This is a genomic window from Acetobacter sp. A11-2, from assembly GCF_040208445.1.
Classification (GTDB): Bacteria; Pseudomonadota; Alphaproteobacteria; order Acetobacterales; family Acetobacteraceae; genus Acetobacter; species Acetobacter oryzoeni.
On record NZ_CP157843.1, the window covers coordinates 2,015,359 to 2,033,927 of the forward strand.

The 18,569-nt window shown below is 52.6% G+C and carries 15 protein-coding genes and 1 tRNA gene; 6 read left to right on the plus strand and 10 right to left on the minus strand.

Annotation, left to right across the window (positions count from 1 at the left end; genetic code table 11):
• Nucleotides 1–91: 91 nt before the first annotated feature.
• Nucleotides 92–2,518 (minus strand): lipopolysaccharide assembly protein LapB, encoded by a 2,427-nt coding sequence (locus ABNV41_RS09820; RefSeq protein WP_050818601.1) that lies wholly within the window; start codon nucleotides 2,516–2,518, stop codon nucleotides 92–94.
• Between the two features lie 64 nt (nucleotides 2,519–2,582).
• Here ABNV41_RS09820 and ABNV41_RS09825 point away from each other — a divergent pair, with 64 nt between their 5' ends.
• Complete coding sequence (locus ABNV41_RS09825; protein ID WP_050818602.1) at nucleotides 2,583–3,500, plus strand: LysR family transcriptional regulator; 918 nt, start codon at nucleotides 2,583–2,585, stop codon at nucleotides 3,498–3,500.
• Between the two features lie 53 nt (nucleotides 3,501–3,553).
• Here the strand turns inward: ABNV41_RS09825 and ABNV41_RS09830 are convergent.
• The 4 genes from ABNV41_RS09830 to gyrA all read right to left on the minus strand — a co-directional run bounded on the left by ABNV41_RS09830 (nucleotide 3,554) and on the right by gyrA (nucleotide 7,653).
• A tRNA-Lys gene (locus ABNV41_RS09830) sits at nucleotides 3,554–3,629 on the minus strand.
• 189 nt (nucleotides 3,630–3,818) lie between these two features.
• Nucleotides 3,819–4,310, minus strand: coding sequence for a peptidylprolyl isomerase (locus ABNV41_RS09835; RefSeq protein WP_050818603.1), 492 nt, complete (start codon nucleotides 4,308–4,310; stop codon nucleotides 3,819–3,821).
• A gap of 41 nt (nucleotides 4,311–4,351) precedes the next feature.
• On the minus strand, nucleotides 4,352–4,891 hold the full coding sequence (gene coaD / locus ABNV41_RS09840; RefSeq protein ID WP_050818604.1) for a pantetheine-phosphate adenylyltransferase: 540 nt from the start codon (nucleotides 4,889–4,891) through the stop codon (nucleotides 4,352–4,354).
• Entirely contained in the window at nucleotides 4,888–7,653 is a 2,766-nt protein-coding gene (gene gyrA, locus ABNV41_RS09845) for a DNA gyrase subunit A (RefSeq protein WP_050818605.1), read from the minus strand. The genes coaD and gyrA overlap by 4 nt, the downstream gene beginning before the upstream one ends.
• A gap of 194 nt (nucleotides 7,654–7,847) precedes the next feature.
• On the opposite strand from gyrA, the gene ABNV41_RS09850 reads away from it, so the two are divergent.
• Complete coding sequence (locus tag ABNV41_RS09850; RefSeq protein WP_050818606.1) at nucleotides 7,848–8,033, plus strand: YqaE/Pmp3 family membrane protein; 186 nt, start codon at nucleotides 7,848–7,850, stop codon at nucleotides 8,031–8,033.
• Nucleotides 8,034–8,120: 87 nt separating this feature from the next.
• Here the strand turns inward: ABNV41_RS09850 and ABNV41_RS09855 are convergent, their stop codons facing one another.
• From ABNV41_RS09855 to truB, 4 genes are all read right to left on the minus strand, one after another.
• Nucleotides 8,121–9,539, minus strand: coding sequence for a nitronate monooxygenase family protein (locus ABNV41_RS09855; protein ID WP_050818607.1), 1,419 nt, complete (start codon nucleotides 9,537–9,539; stop codon nucleotides 8,121–8,123).
• A 59-nt stretch (nucleotides 9,540–9,598) separates the two neighbouring features.
• On the minus strand, nucleotides 9,599–11,749 hold the full coding sequence (gene pnp / locus ABNV41_RS09860) for a polyribonucleotide nucleotidyltransferase (RefSeq protein ID WP_050818608.1): 2,151 nt from the start codon (nucleotides 11,747–11,749) through the stop codon (nucleotides 9,599–9,601).
• 278 nt (nucleotides 11,750–12,027) lie between these two features.
• Nucleotides 12,028–12,297, minus strand: coding sequence for a 30S ribosomal protein S15 (rpsO, locus tag ABNV41_RS09865; RefSeq protein ID WP_014457520.1), 270 nt, complete (start codon nucleotides 12,295–12,297; stop codon nucleotides 12,028–12,030).
• A 31-nt stretch (nucleotides 12,298–12,328) separates the two neighbouring features.
• Entirely contained in the window at nucleotides 12,329–13,246 is a 918-nt protein-coding gene (gene truB / locus ABNV41_RS09870) for a tRNA pseudouridine(55) synthase TruB (RefSeq protein ID WP_349934638.1), read from the minus strand.
• 306 nt (nucleotides 13,247–13,552) lie between these two features.
• Here truB and ABNV41_RS09875 point away from each other — a divergent pair, with 306 nt between their 5' ends.
• From ABNV41_RS09875 to ABNV41_RS09890, 4 genes are read left to right on the plus strand one after another with little or no spacing between them, the layout of a single operon-like run.
• Nucleotides 13,553–14,710: an ABC transporter permease gene (locus tag ABNV41_RS09875; RefSeq protein ID WP_050818609.1), complete on the plus strand. Its 1,158-nt coding sequence runs from the start codon at nucleotides 13,553–13,555 to the stop codon at nucleotides 14,708–14,710.
• Entirely contained in the window at nucleotides 14,710–15,495 is a 786-nt protein-coding gene (locus ABNV41_RS09880) for an ABC transporter ATP-binding protein (RefSeq protein ID WP_050818610.1), read from the plus strand. The genes ABNV41_RS09875 and ABNV41_RS09880 overlap by 1 nt, the downstream gene beginning before the upstream one ends.
• 5 nt (nucleotides 15,496–15,500) lie before the next feature.
• Nucleotides 15,501–16,457, plus strand: coding sequence for an MlaD family protein (locus ABNV41_RS09885; protein WP_003630154.1), 957 nt, complete (start codon nucleotides 15,501–15,503; stop codon nucleotides 16,455–16,457).
• Complete coding sequence (locus tag ABNV41_RS09890) at nucleotides 16,457–17,044, plus strand: membrane integrity-associated transporter subunit PqiC (RefSeq protein ID WP_196332624.1); 588 nt, start codon at nucleotides 16,457–16,459, stop codon at nucleotides 17,042–17,044. The genes ABNV41_RS09885 and ABNV41_RS09890 overlap by 1 nt, the downstream gene beginning before the upstream one ends.
• Nucleotides 17,045–17,102: 58 nt before the next feature.
• Here the strand turns inward: ABNV41_RS09890 and ABNV41_RS09895 are convergent, their stop codons facing one another.
• Nucleotides 17,103–18,557: a glycosyltransferase gene (locus ABNV41_RS09895; RefSeq protein WP_349934641.1), complete on the minus strand. Its 1,455-nt coding sequence runs from the start codon at nucleotides 18,555–18,557 to the stop codon at nucleotides 17,103–17,105.
• Nucleotides 18,558–18,569 lie beyond the last annotated feature (12 nt).

An 18,569-nucleotide genomic window follows, 5' to 3' on the forward strand; every position in this document is an offset into this window, starting at 1 on the left:
CGCTTGGTAGGACCCCTGCGCCTACGTTGCAAGCATTATTTACGTGTTTCATCAATTTTTCAGAAACCCGCCACCCTAAAATACAGAATAATCAACGCTCTGTAGAAGAATGCACAGTTTGTTTCACAAGAATGTCAAACTGGCGATTTTGCTCTTTTCCCAGCGTTCGCCCTCCCAGCCAAGCCTTAAGGCGCTGCAAGGTATCTGCATCATGTGCTGCGGCAGAATCGGCCGCAAGCTGCATGACAAGGTCTTGCTGACGCTGTGTTAAAGCCCCTGTTTCTGGCAGGGCATGACTAGCCAAACGCCCAACCACCTGCACAGCATCTGCCCATTGCTTGCCTTGCGCATACAATTGCCCGCGCAGTTCCAAACCCGTATCGGATTCATCATCAGCCAGTAGGGCCAATGCGCCTGCTCTATCCCCTTTGGCCAGCGCAAGATGCGCTTCATCATAATGGCGGCGTGCAGCCATATCCTCCGGCAAGCCGGGCACAGTGCTTTGTTCCAATGCCACCATAGCGGCATTTACATTACCTGCCTTGAAAGCGGCCTGAACAATTTGCTCCTGTATTTCTGCTCGTGCTACTGGGTCAGCTGTCAGCACAACGGCTTGTTTGAACGCCATAACCGCAGCATCAGCCTGCCCTATCTGCAACAGAAGCGCTCCGTAGCCTCTCAACAATTTTGCCTTGTATGTATTATCTTCCAGTAAAGGCAGTTGGGTTTGCAAAATATGCACCCGTTGCTCTGCAGATAATGCCCCGTCCTCTCCGCCCACTGCCTTGCCTGATGGCAGAGTATTAAACGCAAGCACGTACAAGGCCTGCCGCCGCAAAACCTCCAACCTATCCTGTGGCATTTGTGCCGAGGCAGAAAGCCCATTCAGCACTGTTAAAGCCTGTTTTGCCCGGCCGCATTGCACCAGTGCTGAAGATAATAAGAAATTGGTATATGCGCGCGCAGAAGGCACAGCCTTTCCAACGCCTTCTTTCCCATCAAGAAGGTTTTGAAAGCTCTCTGCAGCCATGCCGGCATCAATCTGATCATGTTGCAACAGAAAGTTCACCAGATCTGCACGCGCATAAGCGGCTTTTTCCGAGTCTGCTGCAGCTGTCAGATTTTCCAGCGTAATCCGTGCTGCCTCTGCATTTCCTTCACGGTTTTGCATAAGCGCACGCGCGAGATCATAAACGCCATCAGTGGGCAGAGGTTCCAGAATGGATGCTGCTTCATCCGTGCCATAACGTGCAATATAATTTATAACCTGAGGAAGAAGCAGATCACGCAACGGTTGTGGATAGCGCAGGATCTGTTCGTAATGGCGTGCAAGCAGAACAGATGCATCTTTGCTGTTTGCACCACTCAACATCAGATACAGCGCATGCCATATCTCCAGTTCTGGAACTGCGCCTTCCATCTGCGCCAGAACGGGCGCTGCAGCATTTACATCGTGGCTTAGCAACGCTGCGCATGCCCGCAGAAAGAGCACTCCCACTGGTGGGCCGCCTGGTGCAGAACGCTGGGGCATATTCTTAACAAGATGCCACGCATCTTCCGGATATCCGGCCGCAAAAGCAGCGCGTGCAGCAGCAACCTGCGCTGGCCACCGCAAAGAAGGTGGAGCCTTTTCAGCATCAGTTTTTGCTGTAAGCCAGTCCTTTTGTAAAATAGCAGCTGGCGCCGAACGTAACCCCAACCAGAACCAATCCTGCCCACCTTCCAGCGGTGCTGTTTCTGGTGTTCCCAGCCCTACTGGCAAAGCATCCAGCCCCAATGCTGAAAGAAAGACGCCTTTGTCTGTGACAACGTCCAATCTGATCTGCGATGAATCTGCTGCCACCACAACACCTTGGGCAGATGCACGCACGCCATACCCTATGGCCCTATAGGCAGAGCGATTTCCGGTTTCCATCACAGCTGGCACAATCAGCAACCGTGTGCCGGTAGCTGGATCTGGAAACGAGATAACGTGACCAGACTGTTTTTGTGGAAAGAGAACGGCCTCTGGCAGCATAACCGCAGGCGGTGCAGACTTTGTGCGATCTGAATCGTCTTTTTGAAGCTGCACCACCAGCCAGCCATCTAGCTTTTTGCGCAACACAATATGCGGATGAGATGGCATATGAACACGCAAAACGGTGGCACTTTCCAGAACCGTAACATCCGTATCTGCAAAAATGCCTTGGCCTGCAAAATTGTGCGCCAAAGATGCTACAGGACGATCCGCCACTATCAGTAGATCAGGCCCAGACCAAAAAGCGGCAAGAGCAACCTCTGCCCCTATAGGCAGAAAAAGAGATGCCCCTTGCTGACCATCCAGAGATTCTTCCTGCACAGCAGGAACGGGAAGAGCATGCAGGCCATCTTCACCGGCTACAGCTGGCAACATGGGCAGCAATAAACACGCAGAAAGCATTCCGCACATGTATTTGCCCATTACAGATTTACCTGTTGCCACATCTCCTCCAACCTCAAACATGCTGCAATGCTGCTTTTGGCAGCATACGGCCTGCATGACAAAGGAGCCACAGCCTATGCTAGAAAAAACTAACCGTTTCCATCATGCTGGGGCGCTATAAATGCTGGATCGCATCACCAGTATGCAGATTTTTGTCAAAGTTGTAGCCGCAGGTAGCTTTACGGGTGCCGCGCGCCTTATGGCGCTTTCTCCAACCATGGTGACCAAACATGTCACGGCATTGGAAACACGGTTAGGCGTTTCCCTGTTTCAACGCAGCACACGGCATCTCTCCTTAACTGAAGCGGGACGCCTGTTTTTGGAAAGCTGCCAGCGCATTCTGGCCGATGTAGAAAACATGGAACAAACCGTAAGCGAACAGTATCGTGAACCGCGTGGGCAATTGCGCCTGAATGCCCCTGTTTCCTTCGCCATACGGTATGTTGCACCTTATCTGCCTGAATTTAGCCGAAGATATCCGCAGGTTCAGATAGAACTTGGCTTGAATGACAGACCTGTTGATCTGGTTGAGGAAGGCTGGGATCTCACTCTGCGTATCCGCAATCTAACAGTCAGCACGCTGCGTGCACGTAAATTGGCTGCTGTGCGTATGGTTATCTGTGCCTCACCTGCTTATTTGGCAAAAGCTGGCACCCCCACGCATGTCGATGCATTGCAGCATCATAATTGCCTTGGATATACCCTGAGCGGAAACAACAGCGCATCTCGCTGGCATTTTGGAGAAAACGGAGAAAAAACCGTTTCTGTTTCCGGCCTGCTGTCCGCCAATAATGGAGATGCCTTGCGGGAGGCCACAGTAGCTGGCGCTGGCATTGCTTATTTGCCGCTTTTTGTTGTGAGCCAAGAACTGCAACGCGGCCAACTTATTGCTTTATCGCTAGATTACCCCACCACACCGGGACCAGACTTACACGCCGTTTATGCGCCCGGCACAAGTATTCCCTTAAAAGTCCGTGCCATGATTGATTATCTTGCTCAGTGTTATGGCCCAATTCCGCCATGGGAAAACGCGGCGTAGCCCAAGAGATATATGGGCAAAATTATCTTGCTATATTTTGGAAGATTTTAAAATGGTGAGCCGGGAGGGACTCGAACCCTCGACCATTCGATTAAAAGTCGAATGCTCTACCAACTGAGCTACCGGCTCACACCTTTAACCGTGCAAAACTTGATGTCTGCGCGATGGAGGTGTTCCTAAACGGATTACCTTACCTCTGTCAAGCAGTAGAAAGAATTTTGTGCCATTCCTGTAAAATCAGATGTTTTGATTGCTTTCAGACATAAAAAAAGCGCCACCCCCAACAGGAGTGACGCTTTTTTGCAGATATTCGAAAAATCAGGATTTTTCGCCGACTGCCGGACGCATGCGAGAAATCCGATCCGGATCCTTCACCATGCCGGACATGCCAGAACCATGTTTGATTTTATCTACGTTTTCCATGCCTTCAATCACTTCACCCACAATGGTGTACTGGCCATCAAGGTGCGGAGAAGGTTCAAACATGATGAAGAACTGGCTGTTGGCACTGTTCGGATCAGACGTCCGAGCCATGCCGATGGTGCCACGTTCAAACTTGGCTTTGTTGGTGAACTCTGCAGGCAGATCCGGCAGTTTGCTGCCATGCATACCCGTGCCCGTTGGGTCACCACCCTGAGCCATAAAGCCGGGAATAACACGGTGGAAAGGTACGTTATCGTAAAAACCTTCTGCCGCCAGCGTGCGAATACGTTCCGCAGCCTTGGGGGCCAGATCCGGGCGCAATCTGATAATGACGCGACCGTGCGGGATATCCATATGAATGATATCGTTTTTATCTTCTGAAGACATCAGAAACTCTCCTTGTGTTTGCAACACCCATGCTTGCCACTTCAGACAGAAACGTTTTTCCTGTCAGCTAGACGTGCCAACAAACGCGCCTGCGTGCCTGGTGTTACAAATTCCGAAATATCTCCGCCGTAACTGGCAATTTCTTTCACCAGACGCGAAGAAATAAATTGGGTGTGTTCCGAAGCCATAAGGAACACGCTTTCAATTCCGGCATCCAGTTTGCGGTTTACGCCGCTCATCTGGATTTCGTAATCAAAATCCGAAAGCACCCGAAGACCGCGGAAAATCAGCGTTGCACCGTGTTCTCGCACAGCCTTCACCAACAGGGAATTAAATGGCACCACCACAATATCCCCACCCGTATTCTGGCGAATGGCAGGTAAGGCTTCTTCCACACAGGCAATCCGCTCATCCAATGGCATAAGCGGATTTTTGCCGGGGTTGTGGGCCACACCTATCACCAGCCGATCCACCAAACGGGATGCGCGTTCAATCACATCCAGATGGCCAACCGTTACCGGATCAAACGTGCCAGCGTAAAAGCCTACCCGCTTGGGCACGGAGCCTACAGGGGTGTTCATTCCCCCTCAGCCTCTCCTGCCTCATCTTCACCATCATCCATAACGGGGAAGACGCTGGTGACGCGTTCATCATCATTCAGGCGGAACAGCGTTACACCGCTGGCCTGACGCGCCATGACACGTACCTGATCAACCGGCACACGAATAAGACGACCAGCATCCGTTACCAGCATCACATCCGTGCCTTCCAGAACAGGCAAGGTGGCAGCCACTTCTTTTCCGCGCTTGTTGGCGGAGAACGTCATGTTGGTAATGCCTTGCCCGCCACGCCCGCTTACACGGTAATCATACGCGGAAGAGCGACGCCCGAAGCCACCATCGCTGACAATCAGCAGAATTTCTTCAGCTTCTTCGAGCTGCGCAAAGCGTTCCGGAGAAAGCAGTGCATCGGTGTTGCTGCCTTCTTCTTCATCCGAATCGGCCTGCACGGTATCTGCATCTTCCTCAGCCGCTTCTGCTGCGTTTTCAGCCCGGCGCTTGGCATTTGCCATCCGCAGGTAAGCTGAGCGTTCTTCTACCGTTGCTTCAACATGATTCAGCACAGCAAGGCTGATCACGCGGTCACCTTCTGCAAGGCGGATACCCCGCACACCAGAAGACCCACGACCAGCAAACACACGCAATGTGTCATCGGTAATCTGGAAGCGGATACACCGTGCCCCACGTGTAGCAAGGAACACATCCTGCCCTTCCCGGCAGGTGGCAACGCCTATCAGGCTATCCCCTTCATCCAGCTTCATGGCGATCATGCCGGACGAGCGGATATTGCGGAAATCACTCAAACGGTTACGGCGCACATTGCCGCTGGCTGTTGCAAAGACCAGATGCAGGGCCTCCCACAGTTCCTCATCCTGCGGCAGTGGCAGCACAGCCGTAATGCTATCAGAACCCAAATCTGGCAACAGGTTCACCAAGGCACGGCCTTTGGCGGCTGGCCCGGCTTCTGGCAGACGCCAGACCTTTTGACGATACACTTTACCGCCAGAAGAGAAGAACATGACCCACTGATGGGTGTGGGCATTAAAGGACCGTACAACAATATCATCGCCACGGGTGCTGGCACCTGTGCGACCGCGGCCACCACGGTTTTGCGCACGGAACACATCCAGCGGCGTGCGTTTAATAAACCCTTCCCGCGTAATGGTTACAACCATCTGGCCAGGTTCGATCAGGCTTTCATCATCCTGATCCCCCGCATAATCCGCAATTTCGGTCATGCGTGGGGTGGCAATTTCTGCGCGGGCTACGGAAAGTTCATCACGCAGCACTTCCATGCGGCGGACATGACTGCCGATAATTTCCAGAAGCTCGTTAATGCGCTGAGCAACTTCCGAGAGTTCCTGCTGGATCTTATCGCGTTCCAGCCCTGTCAGGCGTTGCAGACGCAGTTCCAGAATACCGCGTGCCTGTGCTTCTGTCAGACGCACCTTGCCGTCTACAACCACGTTGCCGTCATCATGAATCAGAGCCAGCAAAGGTTCTACATCTGCGGCATTCCATTGCGCAGCCATAAGCGCTTCACGCGCTGCAGCGGCATCTGGCGCTCCACGAATCAGAGCAATAACGGCATCAATATTAGCAACGGCAATAACCAGCCCCACCAGAATGTGCCCGCGATCACGCGCCTTGTTCAACTCAAACCGCGAACGGCGGAGAATCACTTCCTCACGGAACGCAATAAAGGCTTCCAGCACATCCTTCAGCCCCATCAGGCGGGGCTTGCCACCATCCAGCGCCAGCATGTTCACGCCAAAGGATGTCTGAAGCTGGGTGAAACGATAAAGCTGATTCAGCACCACTTCTGGTGTGGCATCACGCTTGATTTCGATAACCACCCGCATACCGGAGCGATCAGATTCATCACGGATATCGGCAATGCCTTCGATCTGCTTGTTGCGTACCAGATCGGCAATACGTTCCTGCAAAGTGGCCTTGTTAACCTGATACGGAATTTCCGTAACGATAATGGCCTTACGGTCTTTGCGAATTTCTTCAATATCTGCCTTGGCACGAATAATAACGGCCCCGCGCCCAGTAGCAAACGCACTGCGGATACCAGACCGCCCAAGAATAATACCACCTGTGGGGAAATCCGGCCCCGGCACATATTCCATCAGATCATCAAGTGAGAGATCTGGATTGGCAATCAGTGCCAGCGTGGCATCAATAACTTCTGATGGATTATGCGTAGGGATATTGGTGGCCATACCCACCGCAATACCCGTGGCACCATTGATCAGCAGATTTGGGAAAGTGGCAGGAAGAACGGTTGGTTCTTCTTCACTTTCATCATAGTTCGGCTGAAAATCGACCGTATCGCGGTCAATATCATTCAACAGAAATGTGGAAGCTTTGGCCAGCCGAGCTTCGGTATAACGCATGGCGGCGGGGCTATCACCATCCACCGAGCCAAAGTTACCCTGCCCGTCAATCAGCTTGACCCGCATGGACCAAGACTGAGCCATACGCACCATGGCATCGTAAATAGAGGAGTCACCATGCGGATGGTATTTACCCATCACCTCACCAACTGCGCGGGCAGATTTGCGATAAGGTTTATCGTAGGTAAAACCGCTTTCATGCATGGCATACAGGATGCGACGATGAACAGGCTTAAGACCATCTCGCACATCCGGCAGCGCACGGCTGACAATAACCGACATCGCATACGCGAGGTAGGAGGAGCGCATCTCCTCCTCAATGGTTACGGGCAGAAGGTCTGAGGGTTCCGGTACACCCGGCTGGTCAGAAATCTCGGTCAAGGTTTATCCGCTCTGTCATGCTGCACGCTCCAGATTATGGAGCATGTGCCAAATCCACTTCTGCACCGGTTACCCGGCACTTGCAGAATATTTTCTAGCACACAAAACCCGCACCACCTAGCGGCTGAAATAGCAGACTTGCTTCGGGCAAAAGGCTGTGCCCATCATGTTGCACACTATAAGGAGTTCCAGCCATGCGCCTACTTTTGGCATTACTGTTTCCGTGGTTTCAGTTTTTTACGATTGGCCGCCCATTTTCGGGCATTATCTGCCTGATATTGCAGATAACTGTTATTGGCTGGATTCCGGCAGCTATCTGGTCTGTTTATGCGCTCAACCAATATGAAACAGATAAAAAACTTTCCCGGATGAGCCGATAAAAACCCAATACATAGGTTAATGAAAAAAGGCGGTTCCCTATGGGAACCGCCTTTTTCTTGGATAATCAGTATTTACCTTGGCTGGATTTAACGCCCGGTCATAATCCGATCCACCAACTGCTGCACCGTTGGCACAAACCCGTTGGCATAGAAAGGATCGGTCGCAAAGCGCCATGCGTTTGTACCACCGAACATGAGGTTATGATCCAGCACCTGAGCCGCATCTGGCCCGCTGGCATGTGCCACAGCCTGCAATGTTTTCTGAATACAGAAAGAACGTGGGTCTGCCTTATGGCCCGTGGAATAATTGGGGCCACGCTGGCTCCAGTTAGAGAACTGACATTCAGACAGACAGCCCATGCAATCGGCCTGATCTGCCAGAATCTCACGCGCTCTGTCTGGGGTTACAAAAATCAGCGTAGAATCTTGGGTACGAAGGGCTTCAGTAAAGCCCTGCTGTTCCCACTGCTGGATACGCGGCAGGTCATCAGCCTTTACAAACACTTCGCGCTTACGTGCACCAATGCCGTAGGGCACGACCAGATCTTCTTCTGCTGCCATAGCAAAAGGAACCTGCCGCTCTGACCGTTCACGCAATTCCTGCAAGAAACTGTTGTTGACTGCAGATGAGTAAAAACCCGTGGGAGAGAAGCGGTTCAGGTATACGTCACCCTTTTTCAGGGTAAGCAAGCGCTGCTTCCATGCCTCTGGAATAGGGCTTTCCTTCGTCAATAGTGGGCGTGTGCCAAACTGGAACACAATGGGGCCAAGCTCAGGATTATCAATCCAATCTTCCCATTCTTCCAGCCACCACACACCACCCGCCATGATGATAGGCGTAGTATCCAATCCAAATCCGCGCATAAGTTTACGCAAAGCCGCAACGCGTGGGTAAGGATCTTCCGGCTTTAACGGGTTTTCCGTATTGGAAAGGCCATTATGCCCCCCTGCACGCCAAGGATCTTCATAAACCACGCCGCCTAGCAAATCGGCAGATTTATGGTAAGCCCGCTTCCACAGCGCATTAAAAGCACGTGCAGATGACACGATGGGGTAATAATGCACCCCAAACCGTGTTGCAATTTCAGACAGCCGATACGGCATACCCGCGCCGCATGTAAGACCGTGGATAAGGCCCGGTGCGCCTTCCAGCACGCCGGTAATCACCCGCTCGGCTGATCCCATTTCCCACAGAATATTGGCATGAATCCGGCCTTTTCCACCGGACATTTCATGCGCCACACGCGCTTGGGTAATACCACCACGAATGGCGTAATCTACCAGTTCCTCATGCCGCTCACGGCGCGTACGACCGTGATAGATCTGGGGAACTGGCTGCCCGTTTTCATCATAACTATCTGCATTGACGATAGAAACCGTGCCTGCGCCACCTGCTGCAGCCCACGCCCCGGCCGATACGCCTGTGGAGACAGAAACCCCCTTACCGCCTTCCACCAGCGGTAGGATATCCACACCCCCCATGCGAACCGTATTGATCGCCTTCATGACCGTCCTATCGTTCCTGCAACTATCCGTATGGTTGAAACTGACCCGAAAAGGGATGCTTATTCAGCATCCCGACGGGGACCACGTGAGGGCTTTTCACCCACAGTTTCCGTGATATCCGCACCCGTGTTCTGATCAACAACACGCATGGACAGCTTAACCTTACCGCGATCATCAAAGCCGATGACCTTGACTTTCACGGTATCGCCTTCCTTCACCACATCCGTGGTTTTACCAACACGACCCTGCGCCAGTTCGGAAATGTGCACCAGGCCATCACGCGCACCAAGGAAGTTTACAAACGCACCAAAGTCGGCGGTTTTAACAACCTTACCATCGTAAATGCGGCCCAGTTCTGGTTCCGCTACAATGCCGTTGATCCGATCAATGGCCTTCTGTGCTTGATCATCAGAAGCTGCGGCAATGGTGATTGTGCCGTCATCCCCAATATCAACCTTGGCGCCAGAATATTCCACGATTTCACGGATCACTTTACCGCCAGAACCGATCACATCACGGATCTTTTCCCGGGGCACCTTCATGGTGGTGATCTTCGGTGCTGTAGAAGACACGTTGGTGCGTGTTTCTGTCAGCGCCTTGCTCATTTCACCCAGAATGTGCATCCGGCCATCACGTGCCTGACCCAGAGCAATCTTCATGATTTCCGGCGTGATGGAGGTAATCTTAATATCCATCTGCAGGGCTGTCACACCCTGTTCGGTGCCGGCTACCTTGAAGTCCATATCCCCAAGGTGATCTTCATCACCAAGGATATCGGATAGAACAGCGAAATCATCGCCTTCCTTGATCAGGCCCATGGCGATACCAGCAACCGGGCGCTTCAACGGCACACCAGCATCCATCAGAGCCAGAGAGCCACCGCATACGGTTGCCATGGAGGAAGAGCCATTGCTTTCCGTAATTTCGGAAACCACACGCACTGTGTACGGGAATTCCTTACGGGAAGGCATCAGCGGGTGAATAGCGCGCCATGCCAGCTTGCCATGCCCGATTTCACGACGCCCCGGAGAACCGATACGCCCACATTCACCCACAGAGAAGGGTGGGAAGTTATAATGCAGCATGAAGTTGGTGCGGTATTCACCTTCCAGCGCATCAATAACCTGTTCGTCCTGCCCGGTGCCCAGCGTGGTCACAACCAGCGCCTGTGTTTCACCACGAGTGAACAGGGAAGAACCATGCACGCGCGGCAGAATACCCACTTCCGGCACGATTGGGCGAACAGTTACCAGATCACGGCCATCAATACGCTTGCCGGTTTTCAGAACGGAAGACCGCACCACGTCAGCTTCCAGATCCTTGATCATCGGCTTGGCAGCAGCAACATCCAGTTCATCAGCCGTCAGCTTTTCAACAATCGCTTCACGCGCAGCTTTCAGCTTTTCGTAGCGGACCTGCTTCTGCTTTTCTTTGTAAGCATCAGCAATCAGCTTGCGGCCAGCTTTTTCAACCTGCTTGCGCAGCTGAATTTCTTCCTTGGTTGGCTCTGCCAGTGCCCAAGGTTCCTTGGCTGCATGTTCTGCCAAGGAGATAATGGCATCCAGAACCGGCTGGAATGCTGTATGGCCGAATGTTACGGCATCCAGCATCACTTCTTCAGACAGTTCGGAAGCTTCGGATTCCACCATCAGCACGCCTTCAGCCGTGCCAGCCACAACCAGTTCCAGATCTGATTCTTTGATCTGTTCCTGTGTGGGGTTCAGGATGAATGCGCCATCCTTAAAGCCAACGCGGGCAGCGCCAACGGGGCCAAAGAACGGAATACCAGACAGGGTCAGAGCTGCGGAGCAACCGATCAGCGCAGGAATGGAAGGATCATTTTCCATATCGTGCGTCAGCACGGTGGCAATCACCTGCACTTCGTTGCGGAACCCTTCGGGGAACAGCGGACGCAGCGGGCGATCAATCAGGCGGGAAACCAGGGTTTCGTTTTCAGAAGGACGACCTTCGCGCTTGAAGAAACCACCCGGAATCTTACCAGCGGCGTAAGCTTTTTCCTGATAGTTAACCGTCAGCGGGAAGAAATCCTGACCCGGCTTGACGTCTTTTGCGCCAACAGCGGTGCACAATACAACGGTTTCACCGTAGGTAACCATAACGGCGCCATCAGCCTGACGGGCAACCTTACCGGTTTCCAGAATCAGTGGGCGGCCGCCCCATTCAATCTCTTTACGAAAGTAGTTAAACATTCTGTAAGCCTCTGTTTTTATTTCACTTCAGAGCCACAGAACAACAGGACAGACCGGCTGGGCGGACAGCGCCTCGGACGGCATGGTGACTGGCGGAACAAACCTCCCAGGCGCCATGTGGTCGGAAACGCCGTGGCTTACCGGGCACGAAACGCCCTGATGTAAAACCTGTGGCTGTATCCAATATGGTAACGCCAACAAACAAGTGCCAGCGAAAATCCCGAACGGGAAGAGAGATCATGTATGCACAATCCCTCTTCCCGCCCGTTAAGCCGGTTTTAGCGGCGCAGGCCCAGGCGGCCAATCAGCGTTTCATAACGCGTCTGGCTCTTGCCCTTCAGGTAGTCCAGCATGCTGCGGCGACGACCAACGAGAATCAGCAGACCACGGCGGGAATGGAAGTCCTTCGCGTGGGTCTTCAGATGTTCGGTCAGGTTGTTAATCCGTTCGGTCAGGATCGCCACCTGCACTTCCGGGGAGCCCGTATCACCCGGTGCAGTCTGGTATTCAGCAATAACTTGCGTGCGACGTTCAGCAGTAATCGACATCACATGTCTCCATCAAAAAACATATCAGGTTTTAGAGAATCCGTACCGGCTTCAGCCATCCGTCTTCCAGACGGCCAATACCCAGCACGTGCTCACCGTCCATAACACGCACAACGCCCCCATCCTCGGCGGTCTGTGGGATACGCCCCATCAGATCAACAAGGCCGAGAGCTTGCCCGTGCCGTAGCAGAACTGCTTCATCCTGTGTCAAGGCCAGCGCCGGGATGTCGGCCAGCGCGGTCGAGACCGGACACAGAAGTTCCGGTGAAGCATGGGCGTTGTCGTCGTTTGGGGTGATTTTGTCCAGCACAATTGCATCGGCTTCTGTAAAAGGCCCCACGCGCAGGCGGCGCAGCACGGTAATATGGCCCACAGTTCCGCATGCCAGAGCCACATCACGCGCCAGCGCACGCATGTAAACACCTTTGCCGGATTCGACCTCAAACACCGCGGTATCCCGATCTGGCCGTTCAATCAGCTCAAACCGATCCACCCGTGCAGGCCGTGGCGGCAATTCTGGCGGACGGCCTTCTCGCGCCATATCGTAAGAACGCTCTCCCCCCACTTTCAAGGCAGAAAAAACGGGCGGCACCTGCATGATATCGCCTGTAAGCGCCGGCAAGGCGGCACGCAGTTCTTCATCTGAAGGGCGCACATCAGATGTACCAATAACATTGCCATCGGCATCATCGCTATCACGCGCCTCACCCATCTTAAGGGTAAAGCGGTACACCTTGGTGCCATCCATAACATAAGGCACAGTTTTGGTGGCCGCACCAAAAGCCAAAGGCAGCAACCCTGTTGCCAACGGATCCAATGTGCCGCCGTGCCCTACCTTTTGCGCATCAAACAGCCTCTTGGCACGCCCCACCACCTGCGTTGATGTCATGCCGGAAGGCTTGTCTACTATCAGCCAGCCGTTAAGGGGCCGCCCACGTCTGCGTCGCATGAAAACTCCCGTATGCGATTCATCAAATACCATGCAGCAGCCATGAACGGCTCAGCCAGAAGGTTTTTGCGTTTGTATCAAGACCTAATAATTATGGAGCGCATACTCCATCTGGCGCAGCATGTAGCCGAAGGCCACCATGCCATGCAATGTTGCCATCAGGCGCAATGCTGGCCTGTCAAAAAGGACTGTCAGCCAAGTTATTGCTCTTAAACCAAGGTAAACCCAAGGTTTACCACTTCTAGCATGTGTGTGCCAAAGGGGCTGGTCATAGGCTTGCCTGTGCCGTAATGTCGCCACCAAATTATGGCTGATCAATCTCCCCCTTCCGGTCTTAACAAGGCTGCCGATACACCTTCGTGGTCTCTTCAGAACACGGCAGATGGCGTATGCTTGAGTATTGAAGGGGCTTGGACAGTTCAGGCTGGCGGAACAACACCTTTTCCACAAGATAAACTACCTGTTGAACCTGGCCATATTCTCCACATCGATACAACCGGTTTAAAAAACTGGGATTCAGCCTTTGTTGCTTTCCTGTGGGATGTCAAACAAGCAGCCAGCAAGGCACAGCTTCACTTTGACGCGCAAAACCTTCCTGCGCCCGCGCAAAGGCTTTTGGCCCTTTTACCCGATGCACCTGCTGAGCCCGCACAACCACCACGCAACAACGGAGGCATTTTTGCACAGGTAGGTGACGCAACTCTTAATGGATTGGCTGAAACCGGCACAGTAAGTGAGCTGGCATTAGAGACAGCTAAAGGTGCCGCACAGGCTGTACGTGGCAAAAGTGCCATGCGCATGAAAGACCTGTTGCTGGATATCTGGAATGCTGGCCCTGATGCCTTGCTGATTGTTGGCATCGTCAACTTTCTTGTCGGTGCCATTCTGGCTTTTGTCGGCTTGGTTGAACTGCGGAAATTTGCTGCAGAAATTTACGTTACAGATTTGGTTGGCATTGCCTGTGCGCGTGAAATTTCTGCCATCATGACAGCCATTATCATGGCGGGCCGGACCGGTGGCGCTTATGCAGCCCGCATTTCCACCATGCTGGGCAACGAAGAAATTGATGCCCTACAGGTATTTGGCATCCCTATCTCCAGCTACATTCTGCTGCCATCCATTGTGTCTCTGGCGCTGATGATGCCGCTACTTTATCTGTACGGCACCATTATTGCGATCTTTGGCGGCTTTGCCGTATCCATGAGCATGATGGACGTTTCCCCCATCGGCTACTGGATTTCCACTTTTGATGGCGTTGAGCTGAAGGAATTTATCTTCGGGTTTATCAAATCCTTCTTTTTTGCCAGCTTCATTGCTCTGGCTGCCTGCCGTGTGGGCCTGAAAGCCGGCCGCAGTGCCGCTGATGTTGGTGTTGCCGCCACACGCGCCGTGGTGATTGGTATTGTAGGCATTATTGCCATGGATGCCATTTTTGCCGTGATAGCCAACGCGCTTGGAATCTGATGATGTCTGACGCTGAAACCCTTATTTCCGTCCGCGATTTGCAGTTATCGTTCGGCCCCAAGATCATTCAGAAAAATGTTTCCTTTGATCTAAAGCGCGGTTCTATCTTTGCCATTATGGGCGGTTCAGGCTGCGGCAAAAGCACGCTGCTTAAAAGCATGATCGGGCTGCTGCGCCCCACCGCTGGGCAAATTTTGGTAGATGGAGAAGATTACTGGGCGCAATCTGATGCCCGCCGCACGGATATCAATCACCGATACGGTGTGCTGTTTCAGAGCGGTGCCTTGTGGAGCTCCATGACGGTAGGAGAAAACGTCGCCCTACCTTTGGAAATGTTCACTTCGCTTAAACCCGACACCATTCGGCGTCTGGTGGAACTCAAGCTCGGGTTTGTGGGTATGGAACAGGCGATTGATCTGTTCCCCTCCGAAATATCCGGTGGCATGTGCAAACGTGCAGGCCTGGCGCGTGCCATAGCCCTGGAACCCGATATTCTGTTTTTTGATGAACCCTCCGCAGGGCTAGACCCCATTACATCTGCCCGGTTGGATGATCTGATTCTGACATTACGGGATGGGCTGGGGGCAACCATTATGATTGTCAGCCACGAACTGCCCAGCCTGTTCGCCATTGCAGACGATGGCATCTTTTTAGATGCCAAAACACACACACCTATTGCGCATGGTTCACCGCGCGCATTGCACGACACCTGCAAGATTCCTGAGGTAACGGCGTTTATGAACCGATCTGCCTCTATTCCCTCCGCAGACAAGACAGAAGGCTGAACGGCATGTCTCAAAGCACAAACCGGAAAACTCTGATCGGCGCGTTTGTGATCCTTGGCGGCTTGCTGGGCCTGTTCATTATCATGGCTTTTGGGCACATGCGCTTCTTCACCCCCTCGCGTGAAGCTGCCGTTGTGTTCCAAAACTCCATCACCGGCCTGTCTGTGGGTGCCCCCGTAAATTTCCGCGGCGTTAAGGTGGGAACGGTTAAAAGCATTACCCTGCGCTTTGATCCGCAGGACCGTAAAGCTTACATTCCTGTTGTGCTCACGCTAGAGCCAGACCAGATCCATGTGGTGAAAGACGTGCCGGGAGGCACCAAAGTCAGCATTCAGGAAATGATCAGCAATGGTTTGCGTGCCGAACTGAACCTGCAAAGCTTTGTAACAGGGCAGTCCAACATCGAGCTGGATTTTGATAAATCCGTTACGCCTGTTCTGCATCCACGCATTACCAACCTGCCGGAAATTCCTGTCCGTCTTTCCACTATGGAAAAGCTGAAAGACACCATTGGCCAGATTCCCATCAAGGATATCAGCCATCATGCTGATCTGGCCCTGCTTTCCATTACCTCCTTGAGCGATCATTTGCGTGAGGACCTGCCGCCGCTGATTTCCAGCGTGAAGGAAACGGCTGATCGTTCCCATGAGACAGTACAGGCCGCAACAGATGCCATTAAGGATCTACAGGCCAAGCTGGATGTGACACTGTTGAAAATGGACAAGCTGATGGATACCGGCAATACGCAGCTTGATGCCCGTGGCAAGGATCTGCACGCAACATTGGCCTCTGCTACAAAAACTCTGGATTCCTTGCAGGATATCCTTTCACCACGTTCTATCGACCGAGCAAATCTGGATGCCTCCCTGCGAGATATTGCTGCAGCAGCAGCCTCGCTACGTGGCTTCGCCAGCGATGTGGAACGTAACCCGCAACTTCTGCTGATGGGACGCCGTCCATGATGTTTCCTCCACGCCGTATTGCTCTGGCTTTTCTGGGGGCATGTACCCTGCTTGCAGGTTGTGCCTCCCCCCCTCTTCGGCTGTACACACTTGGGATGCCGGGCGACCGGGATGTTCAACAGCCGCATCTTTCCGCCCGTTTGACTACAATAGAAATCAGCCGCACGGTATTGCCTGATTATCTGGATAGTCAGGACATGATCACCCGGCAGGGAGAAGAGGTCATTCGTAGCCCGCGTTCGCGCTGGGCAACACGGCTTTCTCTCGGCATTACAGATTTAGTGACCAACGAAATTGCATCATCCCACCCCAATGAACTGATTACAGACCAGCCATTGGCAGATGCAGCCAATATGCGCGTTCAGATTAACGTTTCACGCTTTGATGTGAATGTAGATGGTCAGGCAGTTTTGGACGCAAACTGGGCCGTTATCCCGCGGGATCCTAAAAAACCGCTCATTCGCAACCGTGCGCACCTCACGGCCACAGGATCTGTTTCTACAGATGCGGATACAGCATCTTTAATGCGTAAGCTGGTTATTCAGCTGGCAGATCAAGTTAATCTTTCCATTCCACCCACACAGTAAAAAGCGACCCGATATAACCATTCCCGCACTTTCCGGGTAATTATATCGGGCAAAGCTTTTAACTTCGCCTCTTAACGGATGCAGTTTTACGCGGCTTTGCAGCCACTTTCTGTGCCGTAGGACGGGATTTTGTGGTTGCAGTAGTGGATACCGCTTTTTTAGCGGTGCGCGGGGTACGCGCAGCAACTGTTTTACTGGCAACACGGCGTGACGCTGGCTTTTTCACAGATTTTGCCAGTTGTTTAACTTCTTCCGCGTTTTCCTGAGAAGACAATTCCGCTTCCGGTTTGTGCTTCGCAACCAAACGGGCAATCAGCGCTTCATACTCTGCCAGATATGACTTGATACAAAGAGTCTGCTCAGCTTTTTCTCTTACTGTGCGGCGCAAACGGGTTGCCAGCGGTTTATTATAAAGTACTTCCAACACACCATCGGCAATTTTGTCTGGCTCCGTAAACGGTACCAGCACAGCCGTTTCCTGATCTGTCAGAAATTCCTGCACGGGGGCTGTGGCGCTTCCAACAATAGCGCACCCCATTGCCATTGCCTCACGCAAAGACCACGAAGCTACAAAAGGATAAGTGAGATAAACATGAGCATCTGAACGCTGCAGAAGACGTAGAAAATCCTGATAATCAACTTTACCGGCAAAGTGCACACGGCTCAGATCCAGTTGACCTTCCAGTTCCTGAAGCATTTTCTCCCGCCAGCAACCAGATGCCAATGGTGCCCCGTAGCTGACTCCATCCCCCCCAACCATAATAACGTGTGCGTTGGGTTCCTCTTCCAAAATCCGAGGAAGCGCACGCATAAACACATGGAAGCCGCGATAGGGCTCTAAATCGCGCGAGACATAGGTAATCAGTTTGTTTTTAGGTGAGATTTTGATGTCACCCAGTTTGAAAATCTTCTTTGCAAGTTTCGGATCTGGCTTGCAGATTTCCAAGTCTACGCCTTCGCGCAGCACGGTAATTTTGTCTGCGGCCCATGCAGGATAAGCGCTTTTCTGGAAATCCGTAGGCGTCTGGCCATAGCCAGGGCCTGTAAGAGCCAGCAAGTTAATGGCGTTCTTAGCCCGCACAATTGGCAACATTTGGGGCTGAAGCGGGAATTCTGGATCGAAGCCTACATCAAACCCGGGTTCTGTATGATAATAGAACTCGAAATACCCCAATACAGGCACATCGGGATAAACATCCTGAATATTCAGAAGCTCTCCCCACCCATGATGGCCGATAATAATATCAGGCTGGAATCCCAGATTTTTTAAGGTACGCGCGGCCTTTTCAACCTCATTAGCCCGTACCATGCCCATATCTAGCTCACGCACGGCCAAATGGGCCTGCGCGGCAGCACCTCGGGGCATACGATACCTTACACGGCGCACACCTTTAATGGCATTCTGGTTATCTTCACTAATGAAAACAACTTCGTTTTCATCGTTTTGCACCAGATGGCGCACAATGTGCAGGTACTGGCCGGGAAAATTTTGATGGATAAAAAGGTATTTCAAACCTGCACCTGC